General features: G+C 51.4%; 20 protein-coding genes and 1 tRNA gene. 11 read left to right on the forward strand and 10 right to left on the reverse strand.

Annotated elements, in window-relative coordinates; translation table 11 throughout:
* Positions 1-17 precede the first annotated feature (17 nt).
* Complete coding sequence (locus tag QMG16_RS12790; RefSeq protein ID WP_281794748.1) at positions 18-758, reverse strand: MinD/ParA family protein; 741 nt, start codon at positions 756-758, stop codon at positions 18-20.
* Between the two features lie 199 nt (positions 759-957).
* The gene (locus tag QMG16_RS12795) at positions 958-1,665 is read right to left on the reverse strand and encodes a GGDEF domain-containing protein (RefSeq protein WP_281794749.1); all 708 of its coding nucleotides are present in this window, start codon (positions 1,663-1,665) and stop codon (positions 958-960) included.
* A 537-nt stretch (positions 1,666-2,202) separates the two neighbouring features.
* On the opposite strand from QMG16_RS12795, the gene QMG16_RS12800 reads away from it, so the two are divergent.
* The 3 genes from QMG16_RS12800 (at position 2,203) to QMG16_RS12810 (ending at position 6,401) form a co-directional block, all read left to right on the forward strand.
* Positions 2,203-3,528 (forward strand): GAF domain-containing SpoIIE family protein phosphatase, encoded by a 1,326-nt coding sequence (locus tag QMG16_RS12800; RefSeq protein ID WP_281794750.1) that lies wholly within the window; start codon positions 2,203-2,205, stop codon positions 3,526-3,528.
* Positions 3,525-3,971: an ATP-binding protein gene (locus QMG16_RS12805; RefSeq protein ID WP_281794751.1), complete on the forward strand. Its 447-nt coding sequence runs from the start codon at positions 3,525-3,527 to the stop codon at positions 3,969-3,971. Before QMG16_RS12800 ends, QMG16_RS12805 begins: the two co-directional genes overlap by 4 nt.
* 315 nt (positions 3,972-4,286) lie before the next feature.
* A complete protein-coding gene (locus QMG16_RS12810; protein ID WP_281794752.1) occupies positions 4,287-6,401 on the forward strand; it encodes a DUF6600 domain-containing protein in 2,115 nt (704 codons plus the stop codon).
* Positions 6,402-6,589: 188 nt separating this feature from the next.
* On the opposite strand, the gene QMG16_RS12815 is transcribed toward QMG16_RS12810, so the two are convergent.
* Complete coding sequence (locus tag QMG16_RS12815; RefSeq protein ID WP_281794753.1) at positions 6,590-6,997, reverse strand: hypothetical protein; 408 nt, start codon at positions 6,995-6,997, stop codon at positions 6,590-6,592.
* 396 nt (positions 6,998-7,393) lie between these two features.
* The gene (locus QMG16_RS12820) at positions 7,394-7,888 is read right to left on the reverse strand and encodes a MamS/MamX family magnetosome protein (protein WP_281794755.1); all 495 of its coding nucleotides are present in this window, start codon (positions 7,886-7,888) and stop codon (positions 7,394-7,396) included.
* A 315-nt stretch (positions 7,889-8,203) separates the two neighbouring features.
* Between QMG16_RS12820 and QMG16_RS12825 the strand changes: the two genes are divergently transcribed.
* The 3 genes from QMG16_RS12825 to QMG16_RS12835 all read left to right on the forward strand — a co-directional run bounded on the left by QMG16_RS12825 (position 8,204) and on the right by QMG16_RS12835 (position 11,154).
* Positions 8,204-9,004 carry a tRNA (adenine-N1)-methyltransferase gene (locus QMG16_RS12825; protein WP_281794757.1) on the forward strand — a complete coding sequence of 267 codons (801 nt, stop codon included), beginning with the start codon at positions 8,204-8,206 and terminating at the stop codon, positions 9,002-9,004.
* 338 nt (positions 9,005-9,342) lie between these two features.
* A complete protein-coding gene (locus tag QMG16_RS12830; RefSeq protein ID WP_281794758.1) occupies positions 9,343-9,681 on the forward strand; it encodes a P-II family nitrogen regulator in 339 nt (112 codons plus the stop codon).
* An 81-nt stretch (positions 9,682-9,762) separates the two neighbouring features.
* Positions 9,763-11,154 (forward strand): ammonium transporter, encoded by a 1,392-nt coding sequence (locus QMG16_RS12835; RefSeq protein WP_281794760.1) that lies wholly within the window; start codon positions 9,763-9,765, stop codon positions 11,152-11,154.
* Between the two features lie 209 nt (positions 11,155-11,363).
* Here QMG16_RS12835 and QMG16_RS12840 read toward each other — a convergent pair whose 3' ends face one another.
* From QMG16_RS12840 to QMG16_RS12865, 6 genes are all read right to left on the reverse strand, one after another.
* Positions 11,364-12,461 (reverse strand): two-component system sensor histidine kinase NtrB, encoded by a 1,098-nt coding sequence (locus tag QMG16_RS12840; RefSeq protein ID WP_281794762.1) that lies wholly within the window; start codon positions 12,459-12,461, stop codon positions 11,364-11,366.
* A gap of 370 nt (positions 12,462-12,831) precedes the next feature.
* Positions 12,832-13,926 (reverse strand): 3-dehydroquinate synthase, encoded by a 1,095-nt coding sequence (gene aroB / locus QMG16_RS12845; RefSeq protein WP_281794763.1) that lies wholly within the window; start codon positions 13,924-13,926, stop codon positions 12,832-12,834.
* Positions 13,927-14,011: 85 nt separating this feature from the next.
* Positions 14,012-14,203, reverse strand: coding sequence for a FeoB-associated Cys-rich membrane protein (locus QMG16_RS12850; protein ID WP_281794764.1), 192 nt, complete (start codon positions 14,201-14,203; stop codon positions 14,012-14,014).
* Between the two features lie 9 nt (positions 14,204-14,212).
* Complete coding sequence (gene feoB / locus QMG16_RS12855; protein WP_281794766.1) at positions 14,213-16,450, reverse strand: ferrous iron transport protein B; 2,238 nt, start codon at positions 16,448-16,450, stop codon at positions 14,213-14,215.
* Positions 16,447-16,689 (reverse strand): FeoA family protein, encoded by a 243-nt coding sequence (locus tag QMG16_RS12860; RefSeq protein WP_281794767.1) that lies wholly within the window; start codon positions 16,687-16,689, stop codon positions 16,447-16,449. Before QMG16_RS12860 ends, feoB begins: the two co-directional genes overlap by 4 nt.
* Positions 16,690-16,795: 106 nt before the next feature.
* Positions 16,796-17,089 (reverse strand): FeoA family protein, encoded by a 294-nt coding sequence (locus QMG16_RS12865; protein ID WP_281794768.1) that lies wholly within the window; start codon positions 17,087-17,089, stop codon positions 16,796-16,798.
* Between the two features lie 139 nt (positions 17,090-17,228).
* Between QMG16_RS12865 and QMG16_RS12870 the strand changes: the two genes are divergently transcribed.
* The 5 genes from QMG16_RS12870 (at position 17,229) to QMG16_RS12890 (ending at position 22,081) form a co-directional block, all read left to right on the forward strand.
* A complete protein-coding gene (locus QMG16_RS12870) occupies positions 17,229-19,235 on the forward strand; it encodes a hypothetical protein (protein ID WP_281794770.1) in 2,007 nt (668 codons plus the stop codon).
* Between the two features lie 296 nt (positions 19,236-19,531).
* Positions 19,532-20,173 carry a protein-L-isoaspartate(D-aspartate) O-methyltransferase gene (locus QMG16_RS12875; protein WP_373878744.1) on the forward strand — a complete coding sequence of 214 codons (642 nt, stop codon included), beginning with the start codon at positions 19,532-19,534 and terminating at the stop codon, positions 20,171-20,173.
* Complete coding sequence (locus QMG16_RS12880) at positions 20,170-20,655, forward strand: TIGR00725 family protein (RefSeq protein ID WP_281794773.1); 486 nt, start codon at positions 20,170-20,172, stop codon at positions 20,653-20,655. The genes QMG16_RS12875 and QMG16_RS12880 overlap by 4 nt, the downstream gene beginning before the upstream one ends.
* A gap of 29 nt (positions 20,656-20,684) precedes the next feature.
* On the forward strand, positions 20,685-21,821 hold the full coding sequence (locus QMG16_RS12885; protein ID WP_281794774.1) for a diguanylate cyclase: 1,137 nt from the start codon (positions 20,685-20,687) through the stop codon (positions 21,819-21,821).
* 182 nt (positions 21,822-22,003) lie between these two features.
* Positions 22,004-22,081 (forward strand) — tRNA-Pro (locus QMG16_RS12890).
* The last annotated feature ends 246 nt before the right edge of the window (positions 22,082-22,327 follow it).

Genomic DNA, 22,327 nt, shown 5'->3' on the forward strand with positions numbered 1-22,327 from the left:
CAGGACGCGGGACATGTTCACTCCCCCTTGAGTTTCAGGATGCGGTCCGCAAGCCCCCCCACGGCTATGGCCGCTTTGCTCCACGGAGCGTCTTTAATGAATGGGACCTGCTCCTGTACCGCCTTCAAAACGGCTTTATCCTTGGGAACAAACCCCAGGTATTGCGGCTGAATTTTCAGGAACCGATCCGCCACCCTGGCCATACTGTCAAAGGTTTTGAGTCCTTCCCGTTCACTGACGACAGAATTGAGGATCAGATAAAACCGCTTTCGTCCGTAATCTTTGGAAAGGATTTTGATCAACGCATAGGCATCGGTCATGGATGTGGGATCCGAAGTGACAATCACCAGGTTATGAGTGGCAAAGGTATTGAACCAGATGACGGAGTCTCCGATTCCCGCTGCCGTGTCCAATAGAACGTAATCGAAGTGGCGCACAATGGACTTCAGGATGTTGCCCAAAAGAACGTGCTCTTCCGGCCCCAGGTCCACCATCTCCGGCACCCCCGAACTTGCCGGCAGAACACCAAAATTCGGCTCCACATAAACAACCGCATTCAGGGGATCCTCTCCACGCTCCAGCACATCGCGTATGGTCTTACGCACCGTCAGTCGCAGCAAAACATCCACGTTGGCAAGCCCCATATCACCGTCTACAACCAGGACTCGCAGGCCTTTCTGCGACAGGGCAAAAGCCAGATTAACCGTCAGGCTCGTTTTTCCGACCCCCCCCTTACCACTGCTTACGGAGAATATCATGGGACCAGATGTTGCATCCAACATATCATTCCAACCTGTTTATATGAAAAAAGGCTCATGGTTCATAGCTCATGGCTCATGATAGCATCGCTTTTCAAGAGCGTTTCCCGCTTTCCATATTGGCTTGCATCTCTTTGCCTTTTTCATTTTTCGTTGTGACCATTCCGGTCATGGGAGTTATAAGAAAATCGGCATCAAACTACCCGGATATCTGCCAGCGAGTAATAAAAAGAGCTGCACGTTCCTCCGGAAGGACTTCGGACCCAGCGTCAGTCCCTTCGTCTTGCTGGGAACAGACACAATTGCGGCCTTTGGTCTTTGCCTCGAGAAGGTATTTGTCCGCTCTCTTGATAAATTCATCCGCATCGAACTTATCGGTGGCCTTATAGACTTCCACTCCAAAGCTGGCCGTCAGGCGGATCTCCCGCCCATCGAATTCGAATCCGGCATCGGCAAGAATCGTACGGAGACGATGCGCAGTCAACACAGCTTTTCGCAAAGAAGTCGCCGGTAAGATGAGAGTGAACTCCTCGCCTCCGTAGCGGCAAAGAATATCGTTCACCCGTATGCTATCACGCCAGAGTCTGCTGACCCACCGCAGAGCAGCATTGCCGGCCTGGTGTCCGTAAGTATCATTTATTTTTTTGAAATAATCGAGATCGATCATGATGACGGCGAGAGGAAACCCTGTCCGCCGCGTCCGTTCCATCTCTCGCTCAAGAGATACCTGAAGATACTGAAAATTGAAGATTCCCGTCAAAGGATCACACTGACTGAGCGCGGCAACCCGATCATATTCTTTCTTCAAGTGCTCGTATTGCTCTTTGAGACGCTCGATTTCGGCAATAAGAGGGCAATCCGTCTTTCCAACCGGACAAGATATAACATCTTTACAGTGTTGTTCCAAGCCGGGGTACCTCCAACATCAAATGGAATCTCTATGTTTATCGTAAGCTCTTACCCTTCCTAAAAAACCGACATTCAGTTTTAAGGGGTCGGGCAATCGCACAATTATGGTGCTCCAACGCTCAAGGACTCGGGAATCACGTTATGAGATGATCTATTTTTCGAAAGCTGCCGGAAGTTATTGCCACATTGTCACATCAACCAAGGAGATACGGAGGGCACGGAGAAAGACCTTCAAATGAAAACTCTTTGTTCTCCATGTCTCCATGGTTCAGATGAAATCCGACAATGTCGAGTTATTCCATAAATCCACAAAAACGAATCACCGCCATGCTGACTTCGAAAGAGCCAAAAACACACTTCCATAATATTTCGAGTTAGCTTATTTTACTTGGCAGAAATCAGAAAACGTTACTGTTTTTTGATAAGTACTTCATTATCGATTGTCTTGCAATAATATACAGTTGTTCGACAAGGGCATCTTTTGCGCTGAATGCTCTACATGATGACATCAATCGAACATAAAGAAAAACAGACTATGGGTATAAAATCCGAAAGCAAAACGACGAGCGCCACTCTCATTGCAGATCTTCATCGATGCCATGAACGCATCCAGAATCTCAAGAATTGTTTCCAGCTTGCCGGCCTCATTTCTTCTACGCTGGACTTGGGGCAGGTGCTGCAATCCATCATGAGCACTTCAAGGAAGATTTTAAGAGCAGAGGCTTGCAGTCTCATGCTGGTGGACGAAGCGACTCAGGAATTGGTCTTTGAGGTGGCGCAGGGTCCCGTGGCCAACCAATTGAAGGGCGGCTTTCGTTTGAAAAAAGGGGAAGGAATTGCCGGGAGTGTCTTCGATTCGGGAAAAGCGCTACTCATTGAAGATGCATATGAGGACCCACGATTTCATCGTGAATTTGATCTGAAAACGGGCTACCGCACCCGTTCTATCCTCTGTGTTCCCATCAAGATCATGGACCGGATCATTGGGGTTTCACAGGTGATCAACAGGATCGATGGAACCCCCTTCGACTCTGAAGATGAAGAGATTTTGACACTGCTTTGCGCTCACGCTGCCATCGCCATAGAAAATGCCCGCATGCACCGTGCTCTTCTCCACAAACAGCAGATCGAAAGCGACCTAGCATTGGCCACCAGCATCCAGCGGAGCTTCCTTCCTCAGAATACACCCCAACTCCCCGGTTTTCATTTTCTTTCCCATTACCGGGCTGCCCGGGAAGTAGGAGGGGACTTTTACGATTTCATTGCTCTCGATGGTGAAAGGTGGGGAATCCTCATTGGTGATGTATCGGGAAAGGGAATAGCATCCGCTCTCTGTATGGCGAAACTCACATCGGACTTTCGCCTTCATGCCATCCGGGAAAAAGACCCGAGCCGCCTGATGGAACGCATCAACGATCTTCTCTGCGGACGGAGCCGCCGAGGAATGTTCGTGACCCTGCTATATATGGTGCTGGACCCCCAGGAATGCACTCTCACATGCGTAAATGCGGGTCATATCCCTCCTCTTCTCTGGAACCACGAAAAAAACCGCTACGTATTCCTGGATTCCATGGGTGGCCTTCCAGCAGGAATTATCGCGGGGCAGCGCTATCCATCCGACAAAATCCACCTCGAACCCGGCGACTGCCTTTTCCTATCCACAGATGGACTCATGGAAGCCAAAAATGCTCAAGGAGAACGTCTCGGGACTGAACGCATGGAGAAGGCTATCCGTTCCGGAAGCTCCCGGGCCGATGAGGTTTACCTCAGAGTGATGGGGCAATTGAAGGAATTCGTTCAGGAAACTCCCCCTGCGGATGATTTGACTCTAGTTCTTTTGGGGGTCGAGGAATCCCGATGACCTTACAGCAAATCAGTGGCCCCATTATTCTTGATATTCCTACAGATCCTGCGGTTCTCTTTCTGGTCCGCGGCATGGTGGAGCGCCTTGCCTGCCGTCTGGACTTTCCACGTCCGGAGATCGATCAACTGGTTCTGGCTGTGGATGAAGCCTGCACCAATGCGATTCGGCATGCCTATAACAATCGCCCCAATGAAAGGATCCGGCTCACATTCAATGCAGATCCCCAAAAGTTGGAAATTTTCGTACGCGACTTCGGAATCCAAGCGGACCCCCAACGGCTTAAGCCGAGGGAACTGAGCGATGTTCGCCCCGGAGGGCTGGGTATTTACTTCATACAGACTGCCATGGACAGGGTTGAATACGAAATTCCGCCCGACGGCGGCACCCTGCTGAAGATGATCAAACTCAGAACGCCGCAAGGTAATCAACAGAACAGCTGAATCCCGAAGGTTGTGAACAGAAAGCGGAGGGTTGCTCAGCGGAAGGAACCCTGCCATCCTTGCGGCGGGCAAGGAGAAGAGACCTTGCCCGATCCAAGTTTCATCCATGTGATTGTTAAACCCTTCTTTTGAATATTGGGCTGATCGGGAGGATCCAGTATGTTATAATTTTTTGAAAAATATTCGCAATGTTTGATAATTGCTCTTACATGACGATCAAGAGTCTTAACCTTATCCATGCAGAATATCTGATTGACGATTCCAAACGATGGGAATCGCCCTCAAGCCGATATTCAAAGTCAAGGAGGAACGGAAATGAGTAGACTGAACAGGATATTTTTGTTGGCATTTCTGCTCTTTTTTGCCATGGCGACAGTGAACATTTTTCTCATGCCGCCTCGAGTCCGGGCTGAAGATAATCAGGATTCTGAGGCCCCCCTCCTTGTAGGGCGCATTTCTCATGTTGAAGGACAACTGCTGCGCTATGTCCCTGAAGAGAAAGACTGGGTGGCAACAGTGAAAGACGCTCCCTTTGGGATCAACGACACTCTCTATTCCGATGAGGCAGGCAAGGCGGAATTCATCCTGCCGAACAATACCTGGATAAGGATTGACGGAGACACACAAATCCAGAGCATCGCCATAGAAAATGACCTGACCGAAATGGACGTCGCATCAGGAATTGCACGTTTCTACAATAAGGGTTCGGACGTAGAATTGAAGGTCACGACCCCCTTCGGGTATGTATCAGCACCCGGCAATACCTGTTTCGACCTGTACGTTGGCGATAACTCGGTGGAAGTCGTCTCTTTGACCGGAACGGTGTATTTCATTCACAACAAAGACGATGCGCGATATGAAGTGATCGAAGGATCTTCCTCCCTCCTTGCCGACAATGAACAGATAACTGCCGGAGAGAGACCCGCAGCGGGCGAATGGGATGCCTGGAACAGAAGTCGGGATGCGCTGTGGGCCAAAAGGCTGGAAGTGAAGGGGGATTCCGTCAAATACCTTCCTCCACAACTTCGCGATGACGCCTATGAGTTGGAAAGGCATGGAAAGTGGGAACGGGTTTATTACGATGGCGCCTACCGGCCCATGTGGCGACCTTATGTGAGGGCGGATTGGGAACCGTTCACTGTGGGCAGATGGACTGTATGGTATGGAGATAACACGTGGATTCCCTATGAGCCCTTTGGATACGTCACCCACCATTATGGCAACTGGGTGCATGTCGGACCCCGCTGGTATTGGGCTCCCCCCGTTGTGAGGGCAAGAGTCCACGTAGCCGCTCCACTTCTGCATATCGGCTTCGGCTGGTATCCCGGCAGAGTGGGGTGGATATATTCGGGAACCCGCATTGGATGGGTGCCTCTGGCCTATAACGAAATCTACTATGGCCATCGGCCTTGGGGAAGGCGCACCGTCGTAATCAACGAATACAATATAAACAGAATCCATATTTACCCCAATAAATATCGCTACTACAACCGTGCGATCATCGTTGATCGACACAACTTCTACCGTGTGAACGATTACCGAAGGGTGCGCATCAGAAATATCAACAAAACAACCATAATAAGAAATTATCGTGGCGCCCCTGTCGTCAACAGAACGGTCTTCAGAGATTATGACAGAGCGAAAGAAAGGTACAGATTCAATAATGTCGTTGTAAATCGCAAACCTCACCTTTCGACATTTGAAAGAATTCAGAGGAATCAACTTGTTGCAGAAAAGAGAGGACGGATACGGGGTGCCGAAGTACGCCGGGAAATCCAAAACAAGCGCCGGGGAACCGTGGTTGAAGGGGCGCGCGTCGCTTCCCCCAAAGTCAAAAGAAGAATAGTTCCCGTACGGCAGGTAAACCAGCCTGAATCTCAAGTAAAATTTAAAGAGAGGGACCTCAGGAAGATACAGCAACAGAATAGAAGAACAGGAGAGGCCGATCGTCTCAAAAGCGAGCCGGTTCGCAAAAAAGGGGGGCAACCTTCCATCCAGGAAAGAAGGGAACGCAGAAAATCCTTGACTCCCGAGCAAATCCAGAAACAAGAGGAAATGAGACAGCGGAGGGAGGAAAAAAGAGTCAGACAGGAGAGAAGCCAGCAGGGGCAAATTCGCCAAAATCAGAACAGGTCTTCCATCCAGGAAAGAAGGGAACGCAAAAAATCCTTGACTCCCGAGCAAATCCAGAAACGAGAGGAAATGAGGCAGCGGAGGGAGGAAAAAAGAGTCAGACAGGAGAGAAGCCAGCAGGGGCAAATTCGCCAAAATCAGGACAGATCTTCCATCCAGGAAAGAAGGGAACGCAGAAAATCCTTGACTCCCGAGCAAATCCAGAAACGAGAGGAAATGAGGCAGCGGAGGGAGGAAAAAAGCAAGCTTCGAAAACTACAGGAACAGGAAGGGCGACAGCAGCAAGGACCTTATTGATGGCTAAGAAGCATGCATGGGTTGACCAAGATCGAGAATATATACTCCGCACGGATAAATGAAGATTTTTGATCATCGTACAGGAGGCGTCCCTGCCGCGATTGAAAAAAGGCTGCGGTAGGGACGCCGTTCCTGCGAAAGCGCCATGATCAACCATTGCGAGCATAAAAAACACTGAGGCCTGTTATTCAATACTCATCGCAGATTTCAGTTTCATATTCGCGGACCACCACACCATTCCGCTTCACAGTGGTTCTTTCCTTGTGACACCTAGGAGCATAATACTCCTCATAATAGCTTCCGGGGCAACGATAAGCACGAGGAGGAGGCGGCGGCGCCCCTTCCGCACAAGCCTCGTTGGCTTCTATAGCTGAGCCCAAAATAGCTCCACCGGCCAGGCCGGATAATCCTCCCAGTGCGGCTCCCATGGGATTACCCGTTATAGCATACCCCATGGCCGTTCCCAGGGCACCCAGCCCAAAAGATGTCGTGGCAACGCGGTCGTAAGCATAAGGCGAATAAGTGGACGCACAACCGGACATGAACGCTATGACCGCAAGCAGAAGGAAACCCGTTGCTAAACGTTTCGACTTCATGACTTCCCCCCTCCTAAGTCCTACTGCAATCTTCAGTACAAAGTTTTTTTATTACAAAATAAATTTTAATCTTTTTTAAGAATCGAGTCACCCACAAACCTCTGGATTACCAGGTAAGGCTTTATTTAGCAATCGGAGTGCCAAAAGCATAAGGGTTTGGAATATGAATTTATTATCCACAATGTTCGGCGCAAAAAAAGTGGGCATGAATCTATCGATTACAATTTTTGCTCAGCCGGTTACCAATTTCTGCACATCATATGCCCTGCAGCCTCACATCCTTGCTTAATTGCCGAACTTTGCCGCATCAAAACGCACAACTTTACATGAAAAAAGGCTCAGGGGCCTTAGCTCATGGCTCATGACAACATCGCTTTTCAAGAATACTTCCCACTCTCACTCACCCGCCTTTTCTTTGGCCAATTCTTCGGGAGTCATGGTCCAAAAAGGGGTACCGTCCTTGGTCTTACGGACTTTGAGCTCAACTGTCTCACTTTTTTTAACCTTTGAGGCCATGAACACTTCTTTTTCCCCAATATCTGCCCAGACCCCTTTCACTTTGACCTTGTCACCTTTCTTGAGACCAATGGAATCCACATTGACAAAGGACTTTGGCCCCAACTGCACCTCCACCATGTCGCCATCCTGATCCTTCACTTTCAGTCCGACCCCCGGCGCCATACCGGGCAACGGAATGACTTCCACGATTTCCTCCACCTGGCCTTTGAACTGGTCCATTTCACTGGAGTTGTAAAATCGATTGTATTCCGACCCTTTCTCCCAGCCGGTCAAATCGCCTTTATCGGCCCCGAAACTACTGGCGGCCTGGATCGGCCCCAAAACCAAGAACAGCACCAACGTCAATATCACACATCTGTCAAAACCACGCATTGCCATTCTCCTTTCATTATATCGTCCCATCTCGCTCACTGGTTTTGAACAACACAATTATAAAAATAGATCCTCTCCCAACTCTTGGCAAACAGATTCAGGAAAAATCCGGTTGACTTGGAACCACGCTTTTCTTTATGGTGCGGCACACTTAGAATTCCTGATCAGGCAACCGCAAGATTCGTCCTTCCGGGAATTTTTCTTGAATACACATTGGCACCCTCCACTGATTCCTGTTTTCAAGGGGCCGCCGTGAGACGCATTGAATGGAACACTATTGTTTATTTTTACCATCGCAAGGAGATTCCTGACATCATGAATACATTCCGCTGGGGCGAATGGGTCGCCCTGACGTCACAAAAAGGGAGAAAATGGCTGGTTAGGATTGAGGAAGGACCGTATTCCTCTCATCTGGGCACCATCCAGATGGAAGATGTGGTGGGAAAGGAGGAAGGGGACTATCTCGACACCAACAAGGGTGCGAGAATGTTTCTATTCAGGCCCACCCTGGAAGACTACATCTTCAGCATGAACCGCCACACGCAGATCATCTACCCGAAAGACTTGGGCGCCATCATTTTCTACGGGGATATTCAGCCCGGCTGTACCATCCTCGAATCGGGCATCGGCTCCGGGGCTCTCAGCCTGGCGTTGCTTCGCGCCCTGTGCGGTACGGGAAGGCTCATTTCCGTCGAAAAAAGACCTGAATTTGCCCGCAAGGCTCGCGAAAACATCAGCAAATACTTCGGCGCAAATCCTCCAAATCATGACATCATCTCGGCGGACATACAGGATTTTCATATGAACCTCAAAGCCGACCGCATCTTCCTCGACCTTCCGGAGCCATGGCATGCCATTGCTTCGGTTTCCCGGTTGATCCGGCATGGGGGGCTTCTGCTCAGCCTGAGTCCCAACGTCGGCCAGGTGCAGATGATGTTCAAAGAACTCAAAACCCATGGTTTTGCAAACATTACGACCTTTGAATTGCTGAAACGCGATTGGATGGTCGACGAACGCCGCGCCCGCCCCATAGACCGCATGGTGGCCCATACGGGTTTCATAACCCTAGCAAAAAGAACGCCCCGCCTTTTTATAGAAGGATCTTCAGGAGAATAATAAGAGTGAAGGGAGATATTGCCTCCCTTCACTCTCTCTCCCGCCAGAATTCATGTCATTGAAGAACTTTCGATGATCATTTCATACGACAAAAACGTTTCATCCATCTCCCATCCAAGAGCATTTCGCTGAAGATATACAATACATTTTTGTATCAAAAATTTACACTATTGCAAATATATCCAATATAAGCACAAATTTGTCCAAAAATATCTATATAATTACATAGATCTATAAAAATAATCATGTTATTTCAATACATTATAAACAATGGCAAGCTTGTTGCTAAATTATAGAGCACACAAAAACAAAGTTCACGAGGATCAGGAGGAGATGAGATGGTAAAGATTGAAGCAATCATCAAGCCGTTCCGGCTTACGGAAGTTCAGGAAGCTTTGGTGGACATGGGCATTCAGGGAATGACCGTGACGGAAGTCAAGGGATTTGGAAGGCAGAAGGGACACGTGGAAATGTACCGGGGTGCGGAATACCAGGTGGACTTTGTACCCAAGCTCCAGCTCACCGTCGTGATCTCCGAAAATCAGGCCCAGGCGGTCATGGAAACCATCAGAGACAAAGCGCAAACAGGAAAGATTGGAGATGGAAAGATTTTCGTTTCCAACATTGAAGAAGTCCTGCGCATCCGAACCGGTGAAACGGGACGCGAAGCCCTCTGATGGACTCAGGAAGAAAAAAATACGGAGTGCAGTCGAAAAGCACCGCTTTTGGAAATATAAAAACGAGAGAGGAGAAATAAAATGAGAAGGATTTCAATCCCATTGGTCATCGCCATCCTGAGCCTGGCCTGCCCCTTGCTGGGTTGGGCGGAGGACGCCCCCCCAACGGCCGCAGATGTTCAGACGCACCTGAACTATGTATGGACCCTCGTGGCCGCAGCACTCGTATTCTTCATGCAGGCAGGGTTCGCCTGTGTGGAAGCAGGATTTACCCGGGCCAAGAACGCCGTAAACATCATGATGAAAAACCTGATGGATTTCGCCGTGGGCAGTATCGCTTTTTGGGCCATCGGCTTCGGTTTGATGTTCGGCGCATCTGCAGGTGGATGGATAGGGACTTCGGGCTTCTTCCTTTCGGACTTTACCCCTGGCGAAGACCCATGGGTGCTCGCATTCTGGATGTTCCAGGTCGTGTTCGCCGCCACGGCAGCAACCATCGTATCGGGCGCCATGGCTGAACGAACTAAATTCACCAGCTACCTCATCTACAGCGCCTTCATCAGCGCGTTCATCTACCCCATAGTAGGGAGCTGGGCCTGGGGCGGCCTCTATCACGGAGGCGGCTGGCTGGAAAAACTGGGTTTCATTGACTTCGCGGGTTCCACCGTGGTCCATTCCGTAGGTGGCTGGTCGGCCCTGGCGGGCGCCATTGCCTTGGGTCCACGGATCGGCAAATACGATTCAAAGGGACGCCCCAGAGCGATCCCCGGCCACAATCTTCCCCTGGCGGCCATCGGCGTTTTCATCCTATGGCTTGGATGGTTCGGGTTCAATCCGGGTTCCACAACGGCCGGCAACAAAGATATCGCCATGATTTTCGTCAACACCAACCTGGCCGCTGCTGCTGGTTGCGTCTCTGCCCTGATCACCATCTGGACGATTGCAAAGAAACCGGATCTTTCCATGGCGTTGAACGGCGCCCTGGCGGGCCTTGTAGCGATCACAGCCCCCTGCAACAACGTAGCTCCCGGCAGTGCTGTAATCATCGGAGCTATCGGTGGAATCCTCGTGGTCTGGTCAGTCCTCCTCATAGACCGCATCGGTATCGATGATCCCGTGGGAGCCGTATCGGTTCACGCCGTCAACGGAGTCTGGGGAACTCTGGCCGCCGCCATTTTTGAAATCAAGGGTTTCAGCATTCACCAGCTGGGAGTTCAGGCTCTCGGGTGCGCGGCAACCTTCATCTGGACCTTTTCTACGGTGTACATCCTGTTCCGCGTGCTGAAAGCCACCGTCGGTCTCAGAGTGACTCCTGAAGAAGAGATAGAAGGGCTGGATGTGGGAGAACATGGAGAAAGCGCATATCCGGATTTCACCATGGTCTCGGGACACGGGACGACAGATATCTTCGGTAATAAGACTTCAAAACCCATGATGAGCCCGGCCGCCAAGGAAGCAAATGTTACCGGCTAGAATGTCTTTGGTCCCTTTTGAAAGGCGGTCGCAACAGGCACGATTCAAAGCCGGCCCGAAAACAAATCCCCCCTTCACCGGGGGATTTTTTGCCTTTCAGGAACCGATTTCCGAAGCTTGAAAACCTTGAAAACAAGGAAAGAGGGCATGACTTCTCCTCGACAAGGTTTTCCTTCACGCGAGTTTTCCAACGTTACTCTTGAATGATTTTACGGAGCAATGTCGAGGGGCAATTCAATGATGAAGGTCGCTCCCTTCGAAGGAGCGGAAACAAGGGTGATGGTCCCCCCGTGATCCTGAATGATATTGCGAGAGATGGCCAACCCCAGGCCTGTTCCATCGGTCTTTGTGGTAAAAAATGGATCGAAAATTTTTTCCTGGAGTTCTTCACGGATCCCGGGCCCATTGTCTTTGATGATGATTTGAACCATCGTAAAAGCCATTCTGGTGCTGACGCTGATTGTCCCCACGCCTTGCATGGCGTCGACCGCATTTTGAAGAATATTCAAAATGACCTGCTTGAGCTGATCCGCATCCCCTTGAATCATGAGGGGATAAGGTGATAATTCGGTGTTCAGTTCCACCTGACGGTCCTGGAGCATGGGTTCCAGAAGCTCAAAAGTCTCTTTCAGCACCTGGTTCACGGAAAGGGAATGCTTCTGGCTGGCCGCCGGTGGCCGGGTGAGAAGGCGAACACCGTTGAGCAGCGCTTCCAGCCTGCGCACTTCCTCGATGACAATCCCCAGTTTCTGTTTGTTCTTCTCGTCTTCTCTCAGCCCCTCACAGTTTTGCACCTGCCGAGCAAATCCTCCCATGAGCATCAGCGGCTTTCGAATCTCATGGACAACTTGAGCCACAGTCTTTCCAATGGCCGCAAGCTTTTCCATGAAACGAAGTTCCCGTTCCATTTCCTTGCGTCTGGAAATGTCCCGGATGACCGCAGTGAAATAGAGCCGCCCTTCCGTTCTGGAAACGGAATAGGAAATCTCCACGGGAAAGGACCGTCCCTCCTTGTGCAGCCCGAAACACTCTCTGAACTTACCGATTACCCTGGGAGTGCCCGTCTCGATATAACGTTCCACGTACTCCCTATGGATGGCCTGATGGGGATTGGGGATCAATGGAGAAACATCCTGCCCGACGATTTCGCTGCATTTGTAGCCGAACATCTTCTCGGCAGCTTTGTTGCAGAGCAGGACCTTGTGGTCTTCATCAATGGTGATGACGGCATCGGTCACCGATTCAAGGATGTCCCAGACGAGGGTTTCGGATAGAAGCTTTTTGCGAAAGTCCAGAGGCAAAACCACGGGCTCTCCTCACATTGGCCGTGCATGCGGGTTCAGGAGCCGAAGGCCATCCGTTTCCCGCAGGATTTACCAAGGCGGCAAAACGAAGGGCTCTCACTCCCCATGGACGAAAGTACACGCGTTCAACGATCATTCAACGGGTTCCGGAAAACCGAGTCCATATACTAATCGTCATGCCCGTTTGATGCAAGGCCAACCCGGCAATTCTTATTTTGGATGTCTCTCGGGATAACTGAGGGAGTTGGCGAATTCCAATATCCCGTTATTCAGCACGGAGACACAGAGGACACGGAGAGAATCTTGGAATTCTTATGGAATCCCTCTGTGATCTCTGCGCATCCGTGGTTCAGAGAAATCCGACAATGTCATGCTATTTCCCCCTCAAGCTCGCCAGGGCATCTTCCAATTCCCCCATGTCCAGGTCGTCGCAATCCATGACCTCACCGATTCTCACGGGTAAGATGAAATGCAGGGTCTTCCCCACTCTTTTTTTGTCCGTCTTCAAGGCGAAAATGATTTCCTTGGGAGAAAATTCGGGGGGAATCCTTACGGGCAATTCCCAGGCTTCACAGAGTTTTTCCAGGCGGTCCAAATCCCCCCGGATGATCAGCCCCCTCTTCAGGGCCAACTTTGCAGCGACTACCATCCCCATGGCCACCGCATCCCCATGACGAATCCGATACTCGCTGAGCCTTTCCAAAGCATGTCCCACCGTGTGCCCCAGGTTCAAAATTCTCCGGTAACCGGATTCCCTCTCATCGGATTCCACCACTTTTGCTTTAATGATGCAACACGCCGTAACGACCCGAACCAGGGCATCCCTTTCGCGTTTCTTGATGGCTTCACTGTGGCTTTCCAGATACTTCCACAGGACTTCATCGCCGATCATGGCCGTTTTGATCACTTCCGCCATGCCCTGCCTCAACTGCTCGTCAGGAAGGGTTTCCAGAAACTGTGCATCCATCCAAATTGCACCTGGCTGGTGAAACGTTCCCAAAAGATTCTTTCCCTCGGGAAGGTCGACTCCCGTCTTCCCCCCGACGCTGCTGTCCACCTGAGCAAGGAGTGTGGTGGGAACCTGAAAATGAGGGATGCCCCGCATGTAAATGGATGCCAGAAACCCCACCACATCGCCGGTCACCCCGCCGCCCACCGCCACCAGGGCGCTCTCCCGGTCAGCCCCGGCCACAGCCAGTTGCCGGCCGAGTTCCTCCACTGCAGCGAGACGCTTATTGGGCTCCGAGGCAGGAAAGAGAATCAAATGCCCCTTCAGCCACTCTCCCCAACTCCATTTTTCGATGCGTTCCTTCCAGAGGTTCCACACATTTTCATCCCAGATCCAATAAGCAACCCGCCCTTCCAGATAGGACCGGAGCGCTGCCGGCAGATCCTGTAGAAGCCCCTCCCCAATGATCACATCAGAAGTTCGAGGAGGTATTCCAGGCAAATTCATAGTCAATTTCATTTCCGTACCCCTGTATATGATTGGTGAGGCCGCTCTCTGCTGGGGGTATCGTCCCACAGCAAAAAGACGCTCCCCCAAAGGCACTTCAGCGCAGGCCCGTCTTTCGCTCCCCACAGTCGCACCTTTCCGCAACATCCCTTGCCGAAGACTGCACCCCACAGCAGCCCGAACAACCTGAACAGGAGGGGACTTCAGATCGAAACACCCGAACATAATGACGGATCACGTAAACCAAAACTGCCGCCAGCAAAACCAGGATCACAACAGTTTGCCACATAAATTTCTCCTAACTTCCCAGGCCAAGCCACCGACCGCCCTGGTAGATCAGCACGGCGATCAAAAAAGCTATGGTTGTATTGAAAACCATGGAAAACAAACCCCATTTCCAGGCCCCCGATTCCTTGATGATACAGGTGACCGTGGCAAAGCAGGGAGCATAGAGCATGATGAATACGATCACCGCAAAGGCTTTGAGAGGATTCCAAAGGGGATCCCTGGCCAAATGCTCGCTCAGAGAAACATTTTCCCCTGTTTGCACTTCCCCCAGCGAATAGGCGGTGCCAAGTGTCGAAATGATGATTTCCTTGGCTGCAAAGCCCGAAAGGAGGGCCACATTGGTGCGCCAATCAAATCCGCACCAACGGCTGACACTTTCCATGGCCATTCCCACACGGCCGGCGAAAGAATACTTCAAAGCAGCCTGAGCTTCTTCACGGTCGATGGCATGGATACGTTCGCGGGCTGCCGCTGATTCAGCAGACAGCTCCTCCCCTTCAGACGGTCCTTTCAGCAGCGCATCCCTCAGATCCTCCGGCACCGAAGCCAGAACCTTCTGACGCTCCTCCTCGAATTGACTCTTCATGGAATCCGAAAGGGCAGGGAAAGTCATGAGCGCCCAGAAAAGGATGGAAATGGCCAGAATGATCGTCCCCGCCTTTTCAATGTATTGCCAGGTGCGTTCCCACGTATGTATCAACAACCCCTTCAGCGTTGGAAGACGATAGGGGGGCAATTCCAGAAGAAAGGGTGTGCTCGGCCCCCGCAGGATAGTGGACCGGATGAATTTTGCCAGGAAAAGCGCCGCCGTCCAGGAAAGCATTGTCAGGAGAAACATCATGGTCGCCCGGTTGGTGGGGAAAAAAGCCGCGATGAGCATGGCAAAGACCGGGATCTTGGCTCCACAGTTCATGAAAGGAGCAGTGAGAAGGGTCGCCAGCCGCTCCCGGGAACTCCGAAGGGTTCGTGTGGCCATGACACCCGGCACCGCACATCCGCCCGCTATTCCTCCGGAAATGATGAAAGCCATCACGGAACTGCCGTGGAGTCCAAAGCTCCGAAAAACCCGATCGAGCATGTAGGCAACACGCGCCAGATACCCCGTATCTTCCAGAAAAGCGATGGCAAAAAACATGAAAAGAATGAGAGGCACAAAACCGATGACTCCCCCCACTCCGTCGATGATACCGGAAACGATCAGAGATTTCACGAGGCCTTCGGGGAGAACGGAATTCATGTAGTCCCCCAGCATGGAAAAACCCGATTCGACAAGACTCACGGGAAACTGACTGTAATTGAACGTGAACTGGTATACCGCATAGAGAATCAGCCCCATGCAGATGGGACCCAGGAGCCGGTTGGTCAGAATCTTGTCTATCTGATCTGAAAGATACAGCCGGTCGGCTTTTTGACTTTGCTTCACCACCCCACCTTTGAGCAGAGCGGAAATGAAACCGTAGCGATGATCGGCAATGATTGCTTCGGGATAGCTTTCCAGCGTTTTCTGCAGATGGTCCGTCACATGGTGCGCTATGGATTCCAATTTCTTTGAAAGTTCGGGATTGTTTTCCCGCCCTTTTTTCAGAACCTGCTCGTCCGCCTCCAGGTACTTGAGCGCCGTCCATCGGGGAGGAAGCATCTCGGTGAGAAGCCCTGCTGCGATGATTTCCTTCTCCATTTCATCCAGAGCCGGATCGATGTCAGGACCATAGGAGATATGGAGAGGGTTCCAGGGATGATTTTCTGCAGCCAGCTTCGCCGTGGTCTCCAGGAGGGCCTCCTTGCCTCTGCCGGTTCGGGCCACTGTGGGGATGACAGGAATCTGCAGGCGACGTGACAGTTCCTCCACATCGATTTCAATGCCCCGCCCTTCCGCGGCATCGATCATGTTGAGCGCCAGCACTACGGGAATGCCCAATTCCATGAGTTGAACCGTGAGATAGAGATTCCTTTCGAGGTTGGAAGCATCCACGATGTTCATGACGACCTGGGGGCGCTCATGAACGAGAAAATCCCTTGCCACCAGCTCTTCGAGGGAATAGGCGGTGAGAGAGTAGGTACCGGGAAGGTCGACCAGGCGGAGCGAACTCCCGTTGAGCTGATAGAAGCCTTCCTTCTTTTCTACCGTAATCCCCGGATAATTGCCTACGTGCTGGCGAGCTCCCGTCACGGCGTTGAACAACGTTGTCTTGCCGCAGTTGGGATTACCCGCCAGGGCTATCAAATACTGTGGGTCCCCATTGCTCATGATGCTTCATCCACCTCTACATGGATATAATCCGCTTCATTATTGCGCAACGTCAACGTAAAATTGCGAACTCGAATGGCCACAGGATCTTTCAAGGGAGCCCGTCCCTGAACGTGAATAGGAGTTCCCGGTACGATTCCCATATCACGTATACGGCGCCCCAGCTCACCCGAAGCCTTCACTTGAACCACCACGCCTCTCTGCCCAGGCAGCATATGACGCAAAAGCACAATACCCATACAGTTCCTTTTTTGCAAAAAATTAGGTTTTCCTAACTTTTAGTTCTTTTAAAAAGCGGTTACAGTGAACCGCTTTTTATACCATCCCGGACAGGGGCAGGTAAGATCAAATTGCTGAAGTGACCATAATTTTCTCGGAAACTCCTGCTCCCAAGCTGAGTGTGCTGCCGTGTACCCGCACCAGACAGGGACAACCGCATCCCGAGCAGAGCAACTCCATCTCCACCCCCGGATAAATCCCCAAAGCCGCCATTCTCGCACAAAGATGCCGTCCGCCTTGAATACAGGCCACCTTGAAACGCTTCCCGGTCACGGCTTTGCAAAGCGGCAACCGCCCCTCTTCCGCGCCCTTCTTACCGCTGCATGGACAACATTTTTTCCACATCCAACCGTTCAGCATAAATTCCTCCTGAGCACATGCATGAGATACAACAATTAGGTAATCCAAACTTTATATGTAGTCAATAGCTTTCTCAGGAATAGAAGTCCTTGACTTCGGTCAAAGTCTGATCGCATTTTAAAATCGGAAAGGGAAAAAAATGACGGCTACGAACAATTCTCCATCAGACATGCTGACAGCTCTGAGTGAAAAATACAGAATGGGAGATCAGCCTTCGCCTCAAGAGATAGAAGCACTCCTGAAGCTTTGCAGAATGCCGCCGGGCGACATGCGTGAAGCAGCACTCTCCCTTCTGCTCCACCCGCCGGTCTGCCGGGAACTGGATTACCACCGTTGGCTGACATATTATCTCATGGATAGTAACATGAGAATCGACTCACTTCCGGACCCTTTGGTGGAGCTTCTTTTGGATCGCCTCGCCTTTTTGGGAAGAATTCCTTGCGAACCCAGGCAAAAAGAGTTTTTTGTTCGCCTCCTGAGAAATCTTTCTCCCCACTCCCGGGAACTGCTGTTTGAAAAAACTTTCCCTCTTCGCCCTTTTCTCCAGTACATTCCTCCCAAGTCTTTGATGAAAAGCTTATCCGAAAAGCTCCCCCGCCTCTTTGAAAAGAGGGGCGAGATGAAGGTCGTCCGGGCAGGCTCTCCCCACCACCGCAATCGCCATCAGCCCTCCAGAGCCCAGTGGAGGCAGCTTCGGAAAAAACTACTCACCCTGCCCGAATTCCCTCCCTGGAGCCAGGTCACGCTCAGAGACCTCAAGAACATGAGCCGGTCCGCACGGACGGGACGTCGTCTTTTTTCACTTTCCAAAGAAGCCTGGCTCCCAAAAGGCCGTTCCCTGCTTTTTGCTGCATCTGTTCGAACCCAGGCGCCGCCCCTCAGCCCCATGTCTCAAATTCATTGGGACGGCTCCAGTCCCGAGACGCTCCGGTATTTTGAAACCCTCCTGGCCTGTCAGGCTGAAGAACTGCGCCGCGTGAGGTCTCTTGCCCAATCCGTCAGCCAAAGCACGGGCCGTGTGGTGCTCAGCTGGCATAACGCCACCCTGGGGGCGGCTGGAGGGTGGGCTTTTGAAAGCCTTCCCCACTATTTTTCTACAGATTCCGTATTCGAATCCTTCAAGGAAAACGTCCGCAGCGAAATGGAAATAATGGAGAAGCACCGCTTTGGCGGCAGAGATCGCATCCAGGACCTGTGGGCACTGTGGGAAAAGAGGATGGTGAAGCCCAAAATCATGCACGCCCTCTGGGAAAGCCGGATTCGCGCAACACTGGATCCTTCTTCTGAAAAAGGCTGGAAAAGGGATTATCAGGCGGCGAAAACGTACCTGGGAGAGAAAGACCTCTCCGAACTGACCGACGGAGCACGGCTCGGCTGGCATGGATGGGTCAGCCCCCACCAGCAGGTTTGCGTGGAAGAGGTCGTTTCCTGGCGTGATCATCGGGAAAAACTCTGGAAAAATGGGCTCTTGAGCCTCACGGCCCTGATGAAGGAAGGACAAAAGCTCATGGATGCCGGCCGGCTGGGATCTTTCGTTCTTCCCTGGATCGACAAGTTCTTTATTTCCTCCAAGCGGGAACAAGATGACGAATACCTGCCGGCCCTTGTGGAATGGCTCGAATCGGCCGGTGTTCAGCCCCTCATTTTGTTTTGGGAAGATACAGCGCACATCCAGACCCCCAGTTTTCAGCTCACCCTCAAAAAAATGATAGAAAAGGGACATCCGTACCGGGGAATTGGAATTTTCGACACCCATGGATCCGAACGGAAAAAGGCTTTGGAAATCATCAATCAAGAACATTCATGCGTAAGGCTTTTCGCTCTGAGACCGCACAGCGACACCCATCATTTCAGATCCTTGAGTGAGCTCCTGCGAGACAAAGATCCCCATTTTATCGAAGCCTACGACTCTGCCTGGAAAGACGAGCTTTGCTTCATCTACACGGGAACCCAGGTGTTGCCCCTTCTGTCCGTCCAGTGCGAAATGGAACCCTTTCCTGCCTGGATGGCATCGAAAGGCGCCAAGTACCCCTTTGGCGCATACTTTCGCCGAAGATTACGGCAGAGCGTCCTGGGAGAAAAAGCTCCGGCAGCAGAGGAAGATGCCTTTTCAACGGATTATTCCACCTGGGCAAACCTTCTTTGAATGAAAACCTTCTCCTTCGCTTCGAAATGTCACTGGGCTTCCTGATACGACGGGGTAAGAGGTAGAAAAATATGGGCGCCCCCATACTCAGTTGCCGGAAAGGACGATATGACGATATAATGAAAAAGCGGTTGACAATGTTCTCTTTTTGACCTTAGTTCTATAGTTGATAACAATGGATAATTCTCCGCCTCAGTTTGTGGCGAATAAGCATTTCAAATAACCTCCCGCCATCCATGAACCTGGTTCTCGAGGGAGGCGACTTCAAAATTCGGTGAAGGTCGAGTCTTTGCATGTTGAATTTTCAAAAAGCACGTGATCGTATGGTTGAGCTCCAGCTCGCGAGCCGGGGGATACGGGACCCCAGAGTCCTGGAAGCCATGGGAAAGGTTCCTCGACACCAATTCGTCGATGAAGCGCTGCAGGATCAGGCCTATAATGACTACCCCCTCCCCATCGGAGAAAAGCAAACCATTTCTCAACCCTATATCGTCGCGCTCATGACAGAGACGCTGGAACTCAAAGGGAATGAAAAGGTACTGGAAATCGGGACAGGTTCCGGCTACCAGGCAGCCATTCTTGCGGAACTGGCGGATCGGGTCTTCACCATCGAACGCAATCCCAGCCTGGCGTATCGCGCCAATCAAATTTTGAAAAAATTGGGATACAAAAATATCGTCACGCGAGTCTCGGACGGAACTCTGGGTTGGCCTGACGAAGCCCCGTTTGACGGGATCCTCGTCACGGCGGGAACGCCAAAAATTCCACAGCCGCTCATTGATCAACTGGCAATGAACGGGCGGTTGGTTGTTCCGGTAGGCGATCACCTCTCTCAGGAACTCGTCCTGGTGGAGCGGACAAGGGAGGGTATCCGCAAAACCAATCTGGGGGGTGTCCGGTTCGTCGACCTGATCGGAAAATGGGCATGGCCGGAATGAGTCGAAAGCCCTTCATAGGTGTTGTGGGCGCCGGCACTTCCTCGCCAGCCGTGGATACAGTGGCCGCTGAGGTCGGCCGGGAAATTGCCAGGCATGGCGCGGTGCTCATCTGCGGAGGACTGGGCGGTGTCATGACTGCAGCCGCAAGAGGCGCCAAGGAGGCGGGCGGATGGACCATCGGGATTCTCCCCGGGCCATCCATTGATCAAGCAAACGATTATATTGACTTTCCCATTGCAACTCATATGGGTCAGGCAAGAAATGCGATCATCGTGCAGACGGCTCATGTGGTCATCTCCGTTGCCGGCGGCTATGGGACCCTTTCGGAAATCTCTATGGCCCTCAAAATCGGCAAACCCGTGGTCGCCCTTCTCCCTCGGTTTTCCATTCCAGGAGTGGTTGCAGCCCAAAATCCGGGTGAAGCCGTGCAGAAAGCCATCGCTCATCTCAGACCACCATATTCTGAAACAATCTCCATCTGAGCTTTGCTTTACTTCAGAGGTTCCTTTTGATGAAACCTTTTGCATCCGTTACACGCATCCAAAAAACCAAAATAAAAAAGAAATCCAATCCCTCAGATTCACTCGTACAGATTCGAGAGGAAAACGAAGCGCTTCGTCTGCAACTGCAATATGTCGCTGAAACAGCGGCGGAAAATGAAAAGATCTGGCGTCACTTTGCGGAAATCGAACGGATTCTTTTCAGAACCCGCGAACTGAATCAACTTGCCGAAGAGCTCCTGAAAGAAATCAAAAGCCGTTTTCAGCCGGATCAGGCCATTTTACTGCTCTGCCATCCCGATCTTCTGGAAAGGTTTTTTCCGGACATCTCCAATGAAAGTGAACCCATCGGCGAAGGCGCATGGATCCTCCCGTTTCCCATGGAAATGGGATCGTCCCTCTGCAGCGGCACCTCAAAACCCTTTCTCCTCTCCCCAGACAACATAGAAGGGCTCCTCCGCTTTCTCCCTGAAGTGGTTTCTTCGACCCGCTCGGGGGTCTTCATTCCCTTGAGAGTCCACCAGATAGTTTTTGGGGGGCTTTTCCTGGGCAGTACGGACGCAGAACGGTATCGTCCCAAAGATGGAACCGATCTGCTGGAGCAGTTGGGGATGAAAATCGCTCTTTGCATGGACAACTGCCTTGCCTACGAAAGGGTCAAGGAGTTCAGCGTTCAAGACCCCCTCACCGGCCTGCTCAATTACTTTCAGATCCAAATCGTTCTGGAAAGGGAATTCCGAAAAGCCCGCCGCCGCAACGCTCCCCTCTCCGTCCTGATCATTCATCTCGATTTCGGGCATGAAATCCATGAACATTTCAACATGGGAAATGCCTTGATCAAACACGCTGCCGGGTTGTTGCAGGAAACTCTTCCGGCAGACGAAAGCTTTCTGGGGCGTTATGGAAACGATGAATTCGTTGTGGTACTCCCCGGAGTCCAGGAGGAAGAAGCGAGAGAAGTCATTCCATATCTTTTTAAAATAATAAGAAAATCTCCATTCAGGCACGAGAATGCGGTCATCCTTCTTAAAACCCTCATGGGGGTCGGTGCCCTCAGCGCAGAAACGGAGCGACCACAAGATTTGCTGGATGCGGCGTACACGGAACTCTACCGCATCAAACTCTCTCCATTCGAATCCAATGGATGAATCACGTTCCAAGGGGCAAAAGTTGCGAAACCTTATCAACGTGCAAAGGGGGACTTTATCCTAAAAATTCCCCCCTCGCGGGGGTAGTGGGGTATAGGTTTTTCAAAATGAAAACTGCTGAAGAGTGAACTTACTGGTTGCTTTTAGTAACGGTCTGTGATAGTCGAAAAAAGTTTTGGTTGCGGGGCGTAGCGCAGACTGGTCAGCGCACCTGCCTTGGGAGCAGGGGGTCGGAGGTTCAAATCCTCTCGCCCCGACCAATAAAAACAAGAACTTACAAAATCAAAGAATTATCCAACCAGCAACCCCCTCCTGAACGGGAGCACGTTCGATGCTTCATTCTCATCATTCGCGGTAAGTACAGCTCCACACAAGAAAGCGAACAACTTCCAATCCGTCATTCCCGCATGCTTTAGGCGGGAACCCAGGGGATTTGGTGCACCTGCTTGTGTGGGCATGTAGTAAGCGTGATCATGATGTCAAACTTTGAGTGTGGGAATCCGGGA

The sequence above is a fragment of the Desulforhabdus amnigena genome (genome assembly GCF_027925305.1).
GTDB lineage: Bacteria > Desulfobacterota > Syntrophobacteria > Syntrophobacterales > Syntrophobacteraceae > Desulforhabdus > Desulforhabdus amnigena.

Excerpts from the sequence above, each read along its gene's own strand:
- QMG16_RS12790 (WP_281794748.1), bottom strand. The coding sequence starts at position 758 with ATGATATTCTCCGTAAGCAGTGGTAAGGGGGGGGTCGGAAAAACGAGC.
- QMG16_RS12800 (WP_281794750.1), top strand. The coding sequence starts at position 2,203 with ATGGGTATAAAATCCGAAAGCAAAACGACGAGCGCCACTCTCATTGCA.
- QMG16_RS12805 (WP_281794751.1), top strand. The coding sequence starts at position 3,525 with ATGACCTTACAGCAAATCAGTGGCCCCATTATTCTTGATATTCCTACA.
- QMG16_RS12810 (WP_281794752.1), top strand. The coding sequence starts at position 4,287 with ATGAGTAGACTGAACAGGATATTTTTGTTGGCATTTCTGCTCTTTTTT.
- QMG16_RS12815 (WP_281794753.1), bottom strand. The coding sequence starts at position 6,997 with ATGAAGTCGAAACGTTTAGCAACGGGTTTCCTTCTGCTTGCGGTCATA.
- QMG16_RS12820 (WP_281794755.1), bottom strand. The coding sequence starts at position 7,888 with ATGCGTGGTTTTGACAGATGTGTGATATTGACGTTGGTGCTGTTCTTG.
- QMG16_RS12825 (WP_281794757.1), top strand. The coding sequence starts at position 8,204 with ATGAATACATTCCGCTGGGGCGAATGGGTCGCCCTGACGTCACAAAAA.
- QMG16_RS12830 (WP_281794758.1), top strand. The coding sequence starts at position 9,343 with ATGGTAAAGATTGAAGCAATCATCAAGCCGTTCCGGCTTACGGAAGTT.
- QMG16_RS12835 (WP_281794760.1), top strand. The coding sequence starts at position 9,763 with ATGAGAAGGATTTCAATCCCATTGGTCATCGCCATCCTGAGCCTGGCC.
- aroB (WP_281794763.1), bottom strand. The coding sequence starts at position 13,926 with ATGAAATTGACTATGAATTTGCCTGGAATACCTCCTCGAACTTCTGAT.
- QMG16_RS12850 (WP_281794764.1), bottom strand. The coding sequence starts at position 14,203 with ATGTGGCAAACTGTTGTGATCCTGGTTTTGCTGGCGGCAGTTTTGGTT.
- feoB (WP_281794766.1), bottom strand. The coding sequence starts at position 16,450 with ATGAGCAATGGGGACCCACAGTATTTGATAGCCCTGGCGGGTAATCCC.
- QMG16_RS12860 (WP_281794767.1), bottom strand. The coding sequence starts at position 16,689 with ATGGGTATTGTGCTTTTGCGTCATATGCTGCCTGGGCAGAGAGGCGTG.
- QMG16_RS12865 (WP_281794768.1), bottom strand. The coding sequence starts at position 17,089 with ATGCTGAACGGTTGGATGTGGAAAAAATGTTGTCCATGCAGCGGTAAG.
- QMG16_RS12870 (WP_281794770.1), top strand. The coding sequence starts at position 17,229 with ATGACGGCTACGAACAATTCTCCATCAGACATGCTGACAGCTCTGAGT.
- QMG16_RS12880 (WP_281794773.1), top strand. The coding sequence starts at position 20,170 with ATGAGTCGAAAGCCCTTCATAGGTGTTGTGGGCGCCGGCACTTCCTCG.
- QMG16_RS12885 (WP_281794774.1), top strand. The coding sequence starts at position 20,685 with ATGAAACCTTTTGCATCCGTTACACGCATCCAAAAAACCAAAATAAAA.